The organism is Vannielia litorea, assembly GCF_018424695.1.
Classification (GTDB): domain Bacteria; phylum Pseudomonadota; class Alphaproteobacteria; order Rhodobacterales; family Rhodobacteraceae; genus Vannielia; species Vannielia litorea_A.
The window spans coordinates 13,826-27,354 of record NZ_QTNQ01000025.1; the positions used below are offsets into that span (position 1 = coordinate 13,826).

The 13,529-nt window shown below is 65.8% G+C and carries 13 protein-coding genes; 8 read left to right on the forward strand and 5 right to left on the reverse strand.

Annotation, left to right across the window (positions count from 1 at the left end):
• Positions 1-6: 6 nt before the first annotated feature.
• From DYI42_RS10730 to DYI42_RS10760, 7 genes are all read left to right on the forward strand, one after another.
• Positions 7-297, forward strand: coding sequence for an STAS domain-containing protein (locus tag DYI42_RS10730; RefSeq protein ID WP_213545937.1), 291 nt, complete (start codon positions 7-9; stop codon positions 295-297).
• Positions 294-686: a response regulator gene (locus DYI42_RS10735; protein WP_213545938.1), complete on the forward strand. Its 393-nt coding sequence runs from the start codon at positions 294-296 to the stop codon at positions 684-686. The genes DYI42_RS10730 and DYI42_RS10735 overlap by 4 nt, the downstream gene beginning before the upstream one ends.
• Positions 686-2,872, forward strand: coding sequence for a chemotaxis protein CheA (locus DYI42_RS10740; RefSeq protein ID WP_244867836.1), 2,187 nt, complete (start codon positions 686-688; stop codon positions 2,870-2,872). The genes DYI42_RS10735 and DYI42_RS10740 overlap by 1 nt, the downstream gene beginning before the upstream one ends.
• A 4-nt stretch (positions 2,873-2,876) precedes the next feature.
• Positions 2,877-3,347 carry a chemotaxis protein CheW gene (locus DYI42_RS10745; protein ID WP_213545939.1) on the forward strand — a complete coding sequence of 157 codons (471 nt, stop codon included), beginning with the start codon at positions 2,877-2,879 and terminating at the stop codon, positions 3,345-3,347.
• Positions 3,348-3,376: 29 nt separating this feature from the next.
• Entirely contained in the window at positions 3,377-4,276 is a 900-nt protein-coding gene (locus DYI42_RS10750; protein ID WP_213545940.1) for a CheR family methyltransferase, read from the forward strand.
• A 4-nt stretch (positions 4,277-4,280) separates the two neighbouring features.
• Positions 4,281-4,667 carry a response regulator gene (locus DYI42_RS10755; RefSeq protein ID WP_213545941.1) on the forward strand — a complete coding sequence of 129 codons (387 nt, stop codon included), beginning with the start codon at positions 4,281-4,283 and terminating at the stop codon, positions 4,665-4,667.
• A 104-nt stretch (positions 4,668-4,771) separates the two neighbouring features.
• The gene (locus DYI42_RS10760; protein WP_213545942.1) at positions 4,772-5,047 is read left to right on the forward strand and encodes a hypothetical protein; all 276 of its coding nucleotides are present in this window, start codon (positions 4,772-4,774) and stop codon (positions 5,045-5,047) included.
• A 434-nt stretch (positions 5,048-5,481) separates the two neighbouring features.
• On the opposite strand, the gene DYI42_RS10765 is transcribed toward DYI42_RS10760, so the two are convergent.
• The 4 genes from DYI42_RS10765 to DYI42_RS10780 all read right to left on the reverse strand — a co-directional run bounded on the left by DYI42_RS10765 (position 5,482) and on the right by DYI42_RS10780 (position 11,646).
• The gene (locus DYI42_RS10765) at positions 5,482-6,006 is read right to left on the reverse strand and encodes a chemotaxis protein CheD (protein ID WP_213545943.1); all 525 of its coding nucleotides are present in this window, start codon (positions 6,004-6,006) and stop codon (positions 5,482-5,484) included.
• Positions 6,003-7,043 carry a chemotaxis-specific protein-glutamate methyltransferase CheB gene (gene cheB / locus DYI42_RS10770; RefSeq protein ID WP_213545944.1) on the reverse strand — a complete coding sequence of 347 codons (1,041 nt, stop codon included), beginning with the start codon at positions 7,041-7,043 and terminating at the stop codon, positions 6,003-6,005. The genes DYI42_RS10765 and cheB overlap by 4 nt, the downstream gene beginning before the upstream one ends.
• Before the next feature lie 41 nt (positions 7,044-7,084).
• Positions 7,085-10,279 (reverse strand): methyl-accepting chemotaxis protein, encoded by a 3,195-nt coding sequence (locus tag DYI42_RS24260; protein ID WP_244867838.1) that lies wholly within the window; start codon positions 10,277-10,279, stop codon positions 7,085-7,087.
• 170 nt (positions 10,280-10,449) lie between these two features.
• On the reverse strand, positions 10,450-11,646 hold the full coding sequence (locus tag DYI42_RS10780; protein WP_213545945.1) for a multidrug effflux MFS transporter: 1,197 nt from the start codon (positions 11,644-11,646) through the stop codon (positions 10,450-10,452).
• 138 nt (positions 11,647-11,784) lie between these two features.
• Between DYI42_RS10780 and DYI42_RS10785 the strand changes: the two genes are divergently transcribed.
• Positions 11,785-12,654 (forward strand): alpha/beta fold hydrolase, encoded by an 870-nt coding sequence (locus tag DYI42_RS10785; protein ID WP_213545946.1) that lies wholly within the window; start codon positions 11,785-11,787, stop codon positions 12,652-12,654.
• Here DYI42_RS10785 and DYI42_RS10790 read toward each other — a convergent pair.
• Positions 12,651-13,313: a hypothetical protein gene (locus DYI42_RS10790; protein WP_213545947.1), complete on the reverse strand. Its 663-nt coding sequence runs from the start codon at positions 13,311-13,313 to the stop codon at positions 12,651-12,653. The two genes, DYI42_RS10785 and DYI42_RS10790, sit on opposite strands and share 4 nt — an antisense overlap.
• Between the last annotated feature and the right edge of the window lie 216 nt (positions 13,314-13,529).

Sequence of the window (13,529 nt, forward strand, 5' to 3'; positions counted from 1 at the left end):
AGCCCGATGAGCGATGCCAGCCTGCGCCTCTCCCTGCCCGAGCGGCTCGATCTGCCCGCCGCGGCCCCGCTGCGCGAGGCGGTGCTCGAACACGCGGGCAAGCCGCTCGTGCTCGATGCCAGCGCCTGCGAAAGCCTTGGCACGCCCGGGCTGCAAGTGCTGCTCGCCGCCGCGAAAAGCTGGCGCGAAGCGAACACGGACCTCTCGGTGGAAGGGATGAGCGAGGCCTGCGAGGCGCAACTCGCAATCTTCGGCCTCACACCTCAGGACCTTTGCAGCAAGGAGCTCGCCGAATGAGCCTCAATATTCTTGCGGTGGATGACAGCCGCACCATCCGCGACATGCTCAAACTCGCCCTGGCTCAGGCCGGGTTCGAGCCCCAGGTCGCCGAAGACGGGCTGCACGGGCTCGAGGTGCTCGAAGACATGGTCGATGACGGCACCCCGCCCGACGCGATCATCACCGATATCAACATGCCCCGGATGGATGGCTTCGGCTTCATCGACGCGGTGCGCGCCAAGGACGAGCACCGCGCCGTGCCCATCCTCGTGCTCTCCACCGAAAGCGCCGATGAGTTGAAAGCCCGCGCCCGCACCTCCGGCGCCAGCGGCTGGATCGTGAAGCCCTTCGACCCGGTCAAACTCGTGCGCGCCATCAACATGGTCGCCGGAAAGGGAGCCGCCTGATGTCCAACGACCCGATGGCCGAAATCCGCGCCAGCTTCTTCATCGAGTGCGAAGAACTGCTGGAAAGTCTGCAGGACGGGCTCACCGCGATGGACGACGGCGATACCGACTCCGAAACGATCAACGTCTGTTTCCGCGCCGTGCACTCCATCAAGGGCGGTGCCGGGGCCTTCGGGCTGGAAGAACTGGTGCGCTTCGCCCACCGGTTCGAAACCGTGATGGATGAAATCCGCAATGGCCGCCTCGAGCCCACGCGCGACACGATTGCGCTCTTCTTCCGTGGCGCCGACGTGCTCTATGACATCGTCCGCGCCTCCCGCGACGGCGAAACGCTCGATCAATCCACTACCGAGGCCGTATTGAGCGATCTGGAAGCTCTCGTCGGCGGCCGGATCGAGGAGGAAGAAGCCGAGGAAGAGATCGACTTCGCGCCAATGACCCTGTCCCTCGATCCGCTTGATGCGGAGGGCGACGACGAGGCCGCCGGAGAGGCGCCGCCGGGCGTCCACGTCCGGTTTCACCCCGCCGCCGAGCTCTTCTCCTCCGGCAACGAGCCGCGCCACATGCTGGCGGCCTTGCGGGATTTCGGTGAGATCCAGACAACCTGCGATCTCTCCCGCCTGCCTGCCCTCGCCGATCTCGTGCCTGAAGAGGGCGCCATCGGCTGGGACGTCCAGATCACCACCACCGCCCGAAAGGAGGAGGTCTCGGAAGTCTTCGAATTCGTCGACGGGCTCTGCGAACTTTCGATCGAAGTCAGCGGCAGCCCCGCCGCAGGCCTGCCCGACCTCGACAGCATCGTCATTCCCGGCACCGTCGATGACGCCGACAGTCCCGCGAGCGCGGCTGCCGAGGAGTCCGAGCCAGACCCGGAGCCCGAGCCAGTGGCACCTGCCCCCGAACCTCCCGCCGCGCGCGCGCAGGCGCCTGAGGCAAAACCCGCCGCGACACCCGCAAAGGAGGGCAAGCAGGCCGCCAGCGGCGCGAAGGCCACCGTGCGCGTCGATCTCGACCGTATCGAACGGCTGGTCAACCTTGTCGGCGAGCTCGTCATCAACCAGGCCATGCTGAGCCAAAGCGTGGCCGAGGCCGGTATCCCGGCAAACTCCACCGTCGCCTCGGGGCTGGAAGAGTTCCTTCAACTCACCCGCGACATCCAGGAAAGCGTGATGATGATCCGCGCCCAGCCGGTCAAATCCCTGTTCCAGCGGATGTCCCGGATCGTGCGCGAAAGCTCCGCCATGGTGGGCAAGTCCGTGCGCTTCATCACCGACGGCGAGCAGACCGAAATCGACAAGACGGTGATCGAGCGGCTGGCCGATCCGCTCACCCACATGGTGCGCAACGCGGTCGACCACGGGCTGGAAACCACCGAAGGGCGCATCGCCGCCGGCAAGCCCGCGGATGGCGTCGTCACACTCTCCGCCGCGCACAAGTCGGGCCGCGTCGTGCTGGAAATCAAGGATGACGGTGGCGGCATCAACCGCGAGGCGGTGAAGGCCAAGGCCGAGGAAAAGGGACTCATCGCACCCGGCGTGCCGATGTCGGACCAGGAAATCGACAACCTGTTGTTCCTCCCCGGCTTTTCCACCGCCAAGGAAGTGTCGGATCTCTCCGGTCGTGGCGTCGGAATGGACGTGGTGCGCAGCTCGATCCAGGCGCTCGGGGGGCGTGTCACCATCACCTCCGAGCCCGGCGTCGGGACCACCTTCTCAATTTCCCTCCCCCTGACCCTGGCCGTGCTCGACGGCATGGTCGTGGAGGCGGGCGGCGAAATTCTCGTGGTGCCGCTCGGCTCCATTTCCGAAACGCTCACGCTGCAGGCCAGCGACATGGAGCAGTTGGGCGCCGGCACGCAGCTGGTGCGCATCCGCGAAGAGTTCGTGCCGATCCTCGACATGGCCGTGCAGCTCGGCTTCCGCACACCGCTGGACAGCTACGAGGGCAGCTCCGTTCTGCTCATCGCCATGGAAGACAATACACGCTCCGCCCTGGTGGTCGACCGCATCGTCGAGCAGCGCCAGGTCGTCATCAAGGGGCTCCAGGAGAGCTACGGGCGGGTGCCCGGCATCGCCGCGGCCACCATCCTCGGCAACGGGCGCATCGCCCTCATCCTCGACCCGGCCGATCTGATCGCCTCGGCCGGCAGCTCGCGGACCATGCAAACCTTCGATCTTGCAGGATAATCCCATGACAAACACCGACGACAACGCACAAGACCCAACCCGGCAGGAGCTGCTCAGCTTCCACGTCGGCGCCCAGGAATATTCGATCGACATCATCTCGGTGCGCGAGATCCGCAGCTGGACAGAGGCAACCCCCCTGCCCCATGCCCCGCCCTACGTGCGCGGTGTGATCAACCTGCGTGGCACCGTGCTGCCCATTATCGACCTCGCCAAGCGCCTGAGCATCCCCGCTGGCGAAAAGAACGAGCGCAACGTGATCGTTGTCGTCCAATCCGGCGAAAACACCGTCGGCCTGCTGGTGGACGCGGTCTCCGACATTTTCGCAGTCTCCGAATCCGAGCTGCAAGCCCCGCCCGATATGTCCGCTGATGGCTCGCTCAAATGCGTCCGTGCGCTCACGATCCACGAGGAACGCATGCTGCGCGTGCTCGATCTCGCCGCCGTGCTTCCCAACATTGATGCAGAGGCCGCGTGAGCACAGCCCAACACATATCCGCCAGGGTCGTGTCGACCCTTCCCGCCGCCCCGGCGCCCGAGCCGATGTCGCCCGAGAAACGCGCCCAGTTTGACGCGATCTCCCGCATGGCGCGCGAAGCCGCGGGGCTGAACATCGTGCCCGAGAAATCGGCCATGGTCTTCTCGCGCCTGGGCAAGCGGCTCCGTGCGCTCGGGCTGTCCAGCGTCGATGACTACATCGCTCTGATCCAGGGGCCCGACGCCGCGGAAGAGCGCGAAAACCTGATCTCGGCGCTGACGACGAATGTCACCAGCTTCTTCCGCGAGAACCACCACTTCGAGTACTTCGCTCAACAGCAGTTGCCCGGCCTGATCGAGCGGGCGCGCTCGGGCAACCGGGTGCGGCTCTGGTCGGCGGCCTGCTCCTCCGGGCAGGAGCCCTACAGCCTTGCGATGGTGGTGCTCGAGCAGTTCCCGGATGCCCATCGGCATGACCTCCGAATTCTGGCAACCGATATCGATCACCAGATTCTCGCCGCCGCCCGTGCCGCCACCTACAGTTCCGATTTGGTCGCACCGCTGAAGGCGAATGGGCGCGAGCGGTTTCTGCGCCCGGCAGAGAGCGGCGACGTGATGGTGGCGGATGAGGTGCGCGCGCTGGTGGCGCTGCGGCGCCTCAACCTCATGGGCGATTGGCCGATGAAGGGACGGTTCGATGCCATCTTTTGCCGAAACGTCATGATCTACTTCGATCAGCCGACCCAGAACCGGCTCATATCCCGCTTCGCAAAGGTCTGCGCCGATCAGGCCGTTCTCTACCTCGGCCATTCCGAACGAATAGACCCTGCGGCAAATGCCCCGTTCCGTCAGGTCGGACAGACGACCTTCGCCTTCGATCCTTCCGCCTCCCCCCACGTTTCGTTGCGCCACGGCGCCCATCAGGAGTAACCCGATGTCCCTCCGCGAAAAGCTTCACGTCATGGTGGTCGACGACATGTCCACCAGCCGCGGCCTGATTCTCCAGGCGCTCGACGCCATGGGGGTGACCAACGTGCGCTACACCGCCGACGGCAACGCGGCCCTGGCCGAGCTGGAGAAGAAGCCCGCACACCTGGTGATCTCCGACTACAACATGCCGGGCATGGATGGCTTGCACCTGCTCAAGGCGCTGCGTACCCATGCAAAGCTCAAGGGCATCGGATTCATCCTGATCACCGGCAAGGCCGACAAGCAGATCATCGATACCGGCCGCGCGCTCGGTATGAACAACTTCATCAAGAAGCCCTTTCAGCCCAAGGATCTGCATGCCTGCATGGAAGCCGTGGTGGGCCGCCTGTGACCGCTTCGCCTGCCCCCCACATGCGTCCAGAGGATCTGCCGATCTCGGCCTTGCTGTCTCGCCTTGCCGATACGCTCGATGGTCTGGCCGCCCGAACCTCGCAGATGCAGGATGATCTCGGAAGCTTCCTGACCCAGGCAAGCCATCCCTCGCGAGCGCAGTTGCGCGAGCTACAGGGTCTCGACCTGATCCACCAAACGCTCGACGATCTGCGCGCCGCAGCCCATCTCGCCGCGGATGCCGCCGGACGCAACGACCACATCGATATCGTCGCCCTGGCCGACCTTTTGCGCCTCGAAAGCTGCCGCATCGCCCTGCTCCAAGGCGGGGAAGCCGCCCTGGAAGAAGAGCGCCCCAGCGGTGAGGTGGATTTCTTCTGAGCAAGGTGTGCCAACGGGATGATGCCCGTTAGGGGAGGATCCTTGCCATCATGAACGACACTTCCCATCTGTGCATGGCCCCGCTTGCTGCGTGCGGCCCAACTCGGCCCAACCCAACCGACGTGCAAGGCTAGCACCAAAGCAGGCCGACGACCGGACCTCGAGCACCCGTCCAGACTTGTCGGTCGGCGATTGCCTGTGGCTCAAATCATGCGCAGGTTTTGCCCCAGTGCCACCGCCGGACATGCCAAAACCGCATCTCTCCGGTCGGGCTTGTCGCCCGATTGGCTCCGCCCCCTCCCCGGTCCCGATAGAAGAGCGCCGGCGGCGGGCGGGTGCTCCGCCTCATGCCGGCGCAGGTTCGCTCTGGATCAACTTACAGCCTCGAGCATGTATGGAGTTCACTCGCCGGCAGGCTCTTGCCATGAACGGCTCTAGAACAGCTCCAACGCATCGTCGGCAGCCACTGCGGGTTTTGGCGCCTCCAGCACCGGCTCTTCGAACTTCGCGATCAACATCTGTCGCGCCCGCCCGCTTTCCGGCCAGAACTGGACGCGCCGACCCTGCGTTCCCCCCAGAGACTGCCCGACGAGCGGGATCGTCTCTCGCTCGAGGAAGTCGAGAACGAATGCACCGTTCCGTGCGCCGATATCCGACCTGGCCTTGATCATCCTGGCACCGCCAAACACCTTGGCGCTCAGGTTGTCGCGCCGGGCACCGGCCTTGAGCATGCCGTTGATCAGCAACTCCATCGCATTCGCACCAGCGGCCGCCTGGTAGAGGTCGGTGCCGCCCCCGCCGGGCAAGAGGATGTGGTTCATGCCGCCCAGCCGCGCCTCACCATCCCACAGGCACACGGAAACACAGCTTCCGAGGATTGTCGTCAGCATCGCCTCCGGATCCCCGGAAACCCCGAATTCGCCCTGCGCTACATGCTGTGTGGCCCCCGGTCTCGTCATCTGTCGCGCGCCTCCCGGCCACATAAGGTTAGAACTTTCGCCCCGATGTCGCCGAGCGGCACAAGCGCCTCGGCAGCGCCGGTCTCCCAGGCGACCCGCGGCATGCCCCAAACGGTGCTGCTCTCCCGGCTTTGTGCCAGGGTCCGGGCACCCGCAGCGCGCAGCGCGCGCATACCCTCGGCCCCATCCCGCCCCATTCCGGTGAGAAGCACCGCGAGGCTGCGCGCCGCAAGCGGCCGCGCCGACAGGAAGAGCCGATCCGCCGATGGGCGATGACCGCTCATCAAGGGGGCTTCGACGAGGCGACAACTTGGCAACGCGCGGCGCCCTTTCCCGGGCACAAGCTCAAGATGGTGGGCCCCGCCCGGGGCAAAGACAACCATGCCCTGTGTCATTTCGAGACCGTCCCGCGCCAGGGCAACCCGGGGCGCCACCAGCCCGGACAAGCGATGCGCAAGGCTCTCCATGAATTGCGGCGGCATATGCTGCACCACGGCAATGGGCGGCGCATTTGGCGGCATCGCGCCAAGCACCCGCTCCAGGGCCTCGACCCCCCCGGTGGAGGAGCCGATCAGAACGACCTTGCCGTTCCAATGAAAGCTGGAATGGTCCGGGGGCACGGGCCGGGACGCGCGGGGTTCGACCCGCGCCAGCGAGGCCTCGAAGATCCTGTCGGCAACCTCGCAGGAGGCTTCGGGCTGGCCGAAGCCGTCCTTGCCGAGGCAGTCGATGGCACCCATGGCCAGCGCCTCCACGGCAAGGTCGCTGCCCGGTCCCGTCCCCGATGAAAGCATGACGACCGGCAGCGGGCGCAGGGCGATGATTTTTTCAAGAAAGCTCAGCCCGTCCATGCGCGGCATCTCGACATCGAGCGTGACGACGTGGGGATGGGTCTTCTTGATCACGTTCCGGGCTTCGAACGGGTCTCCGGCCTGGCCCACGATGTCAAACCGACCGTCGGCCTCCAACAGGCGGCTCAGCATGGCACGCATGATTGCACTATCGTCGACGATGACCACACGTCGCCTTTCGTCCATCTGCTCAATGCCCTTCTCAGGTGTCACCAGGTGGCCGTGCCCTAGAACTCTTCCCAGTCGTCATCGTCTGCGGCGACGGCGAGGGCGGCACTTCCATCGGCCTGTGGCAGCGAGGTCCGACCGCTGCGGAACGTGGGAGTCGGTGTCACCACGGCATCGCGCGCTTCCGGCTCGGGCCCCTTCGCGGGAAGCTGAGCGACGACGCCCGGCGTGGCTGGCGCCCCGGTCTCTTCACCCGTGTCTCGCTCTGCGGCATCCCCTTCTGCGCGGGCGCTCGCCTGGTCCTTGTCGTGCGGCCCCATCGCTGCGGCCTGCGCCGGGGCCGGCGCAACCTGCGCGGGGGCACCGCTGTTCGCCGGCTGCCCGACGTTGAAGCGGCCCACGGTCAGCTTCAGCGTATCCGCCTCGCTCGAAAGCGCCTGACTTGCGGCATTGGTCTCTTCAAACATCGCCGCGTTCTGCTGGGTGACCTGGTCAAGCTGGTTCATCGCGGTGTTGATCTCGTCCAACCCGCTGGACTGCTCCTTGGCCGACTGCGCAATCTCGGCGACATGGCCGGCAATATCTGACACGCTGCTGACGATGCCGCGCAGCGCGTCGCCAGTCTGGCCGACGAGGTCGACGCCCCGTTTCACGTGGTCGCCCGACGAGGAAATCAGGCCCGAAATCTCGCGCGCGGCATCCGAGCTGCGTTGCGCCAGGGCCCGCACCTCGGAAGCCACGACCGCGAAGCCCCGGCCGGCCTCCCCGGCCCGTGCAGCCTCGACGCCCGCGTTGAGGGCCAGCAGGTTGGTCTGAAAGGCGATATCCTCGATCACGGTGATGATCTTGGAAATCTGGTCGGAGCTGCTGGAGATCTGCCCCATCGCGGCCACCGCCTCGCTCACCACCAGGCCGCCCTTCTCGGCATTGCCGCGGGCCTCCGTCACCATCTGGTTGGCACGGTCCGCACCCTGGGCGGCGGAACGGACGCTCGAGGTGAGCTCGTCAAGGGCGGCTGCGGTTTGCTCGAGGGTAGTGGCCTGCCGCTCGGTGCGGCGCGAAAGATCATCGGCGGACGAGGCAATCTCGCCCACTTCGCGGTGAATTGCACCCGCATTCTCCATCACCATGGCGATGGCCTCGCGCAGCTTGCCTGCCGCCTCGTTGAAGTTCAGGCGGAGCTCATCGTAGCCCTCGGCAAACTCCTCCTCCAGAACCTCGGTCAGGTTGCCCTCTGCAAGCGCCGTCAATCCGACGCGCAGGCACTCGACAACCTGGACCTGAGACTGGGCCACCCGCTGTTGTTCGTGCTCGGCCTCGAGCAGCTTGTCGCGATCCTCGGTGACATCGGAGCCCATGAAGAGGAACATCGCCGGTTGGCCATCGGTATCGAGAACGGGCGAGAAACCGCCCTGGAGCCAGTGCATCGCACCATCCTTGCCGCGCAGACGGAACAGGCCAAAGACATTCTCCCCCTGTTCCAGACGGTCGAGCACGGCCCCGTTTGCGGCATCCTCCTCGGGATCGAAAGCGAATACATCCAGCGCGCCCTGGCCAACGAGGTCTCCGGTGGCACAGCCAAGAACCTCGGCCATCGTGCCGTTGACCTCGGTGATCCGGGCGGAGCGGTCCAACTTGATCGTCGAGAGGAAACGATCAATCGTAACCATCAGCGCACGATCCATGAACTCCCGGGTCGCATTGGAAATTTCCACCACCGTGCCGATCATCCGGCCCTGATCGTCGGACACCGCGCCAAGGCGCATTGCAAATCGCGTGTCGTCGAGGCGGAAGTAGAGCGTGGTTGGCAGGGCCTCGGGCTCGGCCATCGCACGCTGAAGCGACTCCGGGTTGGGCATGAGGCGATCGGCTCCCTGCCCGGTGAGCGATACGCTGCCATCGTGCAGCCCGCCGGCTGCAAAGATGCTGGAATGGTCGGCAAAGAAGCTCTCGGCGGCGGCGTTCGCGTAGGTCACGCAGAGGTCCGAATCCAGCATCAGCATCGCCGCCGAACTGGCCTGGAACCCGGCGCCCCGGAAGATGTTGTCCGTCTCGGCCGCGCGCGCCTCCAGCAGAGTTTCGCGCAGCTCGTCGGCGCTGCGGGACATGTCGCCCAACTCGTCCCCGCGGTCCGCACCCGCGATCGGTGCATCGTAGTTGCCCCGCACCAGCCCCATCAGCCCCGCCCGAACACCGTTGACCGGGCCGACGATGCCGCGCGAGAGGCCGAAGCCGACAAGCGTGGCCAGCACCAGCAGAACACCACCACCGATGGCCGCCTTCATCAGCAGCAGGTTGATCCCGGCGAAGGCGGTCTGGTTGGACATCTGGGCCGCGATGGCCCAGGTGAAGGCGCCCAGTTCCACCGGCGCATAGGAAGACAGCCCCTGCTCCCCGGTCGTGATCTCGCCCTCGATGTGCCCACTCTGCCCGTCGAGGGCGAGCTGCAGCGCTTCGTCCTCCAGCCGATTGGCGGCGTCCTGGCCTTCCTTGTTGCGCGGCAGCATGTCGGGGCCCACGAGGAGCGTTTCAATCTCGGCGCTGTCGCTGAGCAACGAGGTTATCTGGTCGGTCGGCATCTGCACGGCGAGTACACCCAGCACGGCCCCATCGGGCGCGGTGATCGCAATGCCCGCAAAGCCGGCGGCGTCCCCGTTGGAGGGGCCGTATGACGCGAAGTCGACGAAGAATACCGGGTTTTCCATCCCAGCGCGCTCCACGGCGCCGCGGAAGGCGGTGCCAAGTCCGCTGTCCGACCACGGGCCGTCCATCAGGTTGGTGGCGAAGTCCAGCTCCTTGAAGACGGAGTAAACGAGGTTGCCCTCGGCATCGAACAGGAACACGTCGTGATAGCCGCGCGCCTGCTGCAGAGCGCGGAAGAAGCCGTGATACCTGCGGTGCGCAATGGAGTAGCCGGACCCGTCGCGGGCAAAGTCATAAAGGTGTTTCTCGCCCACCGGATGCGGGTTTTCCTCGATGTAGATCCTCTGAAGCTCGCCGGTTGGATCGTCAATTGCCCCATAGGCGCCGCCCAGTTTCTGCAACGCCGAGGTCACCGTATTCTCGGTTGCGTTCACCGTAAGGTCCGAGCGGATCGTATCCACCCAGCTCTGAACCGAGGCCCGATCCTTATTCAGCGTGGTGTCGAGGCGGGCATAGGCCGCGCCCTCGGCGTTGCGCCAGCCTTCAAACGCCAGAAGCGCCAGGAATCCCGTGACAGTCGCCGCCACGGTGAGGAAAATCAGAAGGGGCAACTTGGTTCGCAGTTTCAGATTGCGCAGCATGGGTCTCAACATCTCCGAAGCCGTGGCACGAGGCGCGCGCCCGGGAGTGGGCGGGCCGGTCTTGGCTTCGGAAATGCCGCAAGGGTGCTAAAATAGGTTTAACCGGGGCCAGATTTTCGACCGCCCGGCGCGCCTGCGGCTCAGACCGGCTGTCGCAACCGGGCCAAAACTGTCCAGGCCAGCGTCGCGGCACCCAGTCCGCAGGCCGCGATCGCCCCTACCATCGGCACCGCCGTGTCATCGTGGAACGGCCCCGCCAGCGCCACCGCCAGCCCACCGGCCACCATCTGCAATGTGCCCCCGAGGGAGGAGGCCATGCCGGCGATCTCGCCGTGGTCATCCAGCGCCATCACCATGGTCGTCGGAATCACCAACCCGAGAAACGCATTGCCGATGAAGAGCCCGGCCATCACCACCCCAAGGCTGCTGCCGCCCGTCGCCACCACCGTGAAGAGCACCGCGACCGACAGGGCAAACCCGCTGACACCGGCCAGCACCACCCGGGTCAGCCCGAGCCGCTCCGCCAGCGGCCCGGCCACCTGGCTCGCGCCGAAAAAGCCCGCAGCATTCACCGCGAAGGCCAGCGAAAAGCCCGTGGGGCTGAGGCCGAACTCCTGCGTGTACACGAAGGGTGCCAGCGAGAGGAACACGAAGAAACTCGCCATCCCGAGCCCGCCCACGAAGGTCAGCCCCATGAATTTCACGTCCCGCAGCAGCACCCCGCAGGCCCGGCTCAGCGCCTTCACGTTCACCTTCACCCGGCGTTCGGGGGGCAGCGTCTCGGGCAGGGCAAAATGCATCAGTGTCACGCAGGCCACGGCCGCGACCGCCAGCACCCAGAAGATCGCCCGCCACCCGGCCAGCGCCGCCACGCCCGAGCCGGCCAGCGGCGCCAGCATCGGGGAGACCGATATCACCAGCATGATCAGCGCCATCATTTTCGTCGCCGCCGCCCCGGTGTGCAGGTCACGGATGATCGCGCGCGGGATCACCATCACCGCCGCCCCGCCAAGGCCCTGCACAAAGCGCCAGCCCACAAGCGCCTCCAGGCTGCCCGCCATCGCCGCGCCCACCGAGCCCAGGGCAAAAAGCCCAAGCCCGAAGTAAACCGGCAGCCGCCGCCCGGACTGGTCGGCCCAGGGGCCATAGACAAGCTGCGCCAGACCGAAGGCGATGAAGTAGGCAATGATCGTGGCCCCCATCGCCGCCTCGTCCACGCCCAGCGACAGGCCGATCGCGGGCATGGTGGGCAGATACATGTCGATCGCGAAAGGGCCGACCATCGACATCAGGCCGAGGATCAACGCCGAGCGAAAAAGCCCTTGAGACTGTGACATGGGGTATCCTTTCAGAGCGGGCCGCAGGAAAACGCTTCTATGCGGCGCCGGGGGCAACCTAGCGATCCGCCCCTTCCCGTCCAGCCCGGCAGGCGAAAATTCTTGCTCCCGTCATGCATCTGCTGACAAATGCGCCGCATGAGCACCCAGCCCACCCCTTTCGCCACCCATGTCATCACGGGCCACGGCGGCTGCCCGATCTCGGTGGCCGAATACGGCGCGCCCGAGGGGCCGCCGATCCTCTTCGTTCACGGCTGGTCACAGTCGCACCTCTCCTTCGCCCGCCAGTTCACGGCGCCCGAACTGGCCCGCTTCCGGATGGTGGGCTTCGACCTGCGCGGACATGGTGCCAGCGGCAAGCCGGTGGAGGCCTCCGCCTATACAGGCTCCGAGCCCTGGGCGGGTGACATCGCCGCCGTGATCGATGCGCTCGCCCTCACCCGCCCGCTCCTTCTGGGCTGGTCGATGGGCGGCAAGGCGCTCTGCGACTACCTCGCGCTGCACGGCGATGCGGCCCTCTTTGGCACCGCCATGATCGGCACCGGCCCCACCTCCGGCAAGTTCATCCCCCCCGAGGCCCGCGAGCTGCGCATGGCCGACAGCGCGGTGCTGGCCAAGGGCATGCTCTCGGAGGTGCTGGCCGAAAACCTCGCCGCCACCGAGGCCTTCCTGCGCGCCTGCTTCCACCAGCAGCCCGCGCCGGACGACTTCGCCACCATGATGGGCTTCAACATGATGTGCCCGCCCGAAATTCGCGGCCAGACCCGCCAGCGCCACGCCGATTATCGCCCCGCCGCCCGCGCCACCACCCGCCCCTGCCTCGTCGTCTGGGGCGCGCACGAACGGATCATGCCGCGCCCGATCTTCGACGAATGCGCCGCCACATTCGCTTTCGCCGAACCGCATGTCTTCGAAGACTCCGGCCACGCTCCCTTCTGGGAAGAGCCCGCGCGCTTCAACGCTCTGCTGGCAGAGTTCGCCGGCCGCCTGGCTGGAACATCCGGCTAAAAGGTCATCACCTCAAGACTCGCCCCGCCCCGCGTCTCGCCCGAAAGATCGCGCGTCACCTCCAGCCCAAGCCGCAGCCCCGGCCTGTCGACAAGGTTCAACCGCGCGCCCACTTGCGGCCGGTAATTGTTCTGCGAACTCGGACCCACAAAATGTACCCGCCTGAGCGCATTGGCCGCCAAGGGTGAATACTCCGCCACCTTGCCCAGTATAACATCCTGCCAGAGCAATTCGTCGATCACGTGCTGGAGCGCGTCGGGAGTGTAAATTTTCTCACCGTCCGGCCCCAGCGCGACAAAACCGAAGGTGTCGATGTGCACGCTGCAAATCCCCGACGACACAGCCACATGCAGGCTCGGCACTCCAATTTCCCGATAACCCTCCCCCTGCGTGGCGCCGGCCGCCACCGCATCGCAGAAATGCCTTCGGTTGTCGTGCTCGAACGCGGCTCGTTTCAGTGCCGCTTCGAAGAGGTCCGCGTCGCGCGGCTGAAACTTGAACCCCACGCCATAGGTCTTGCCCAGCGACTTCACTGCGCTGATGTGGGATGGCAGATTGATGTGATGCCGGTCGTGAAACCGGGAACAGATGTCCTTGTAGATATCGCTCGACAACAGCGCGCCGAAACCCACGGTCTTCAGGTCCGCTTCCTCCGCCATTTTGGCTCCCCCCTTTTTTGAATGGCGCGAGTATAGCACAGATCACCCCGCCACGCCGGGACGGATCGCGGGCGGCTGAAACCGGGCGCAGGATAAAGCGGGCAGAGGGTTTGCAATGCAGGCGCAGCATTGCAGATGCAGATTCCCGGCTGCATGGATTGTGCATGGGATGTGCATGGGTTGTGCGGGGGTAGTATCAATTTACCCCATTTGCAT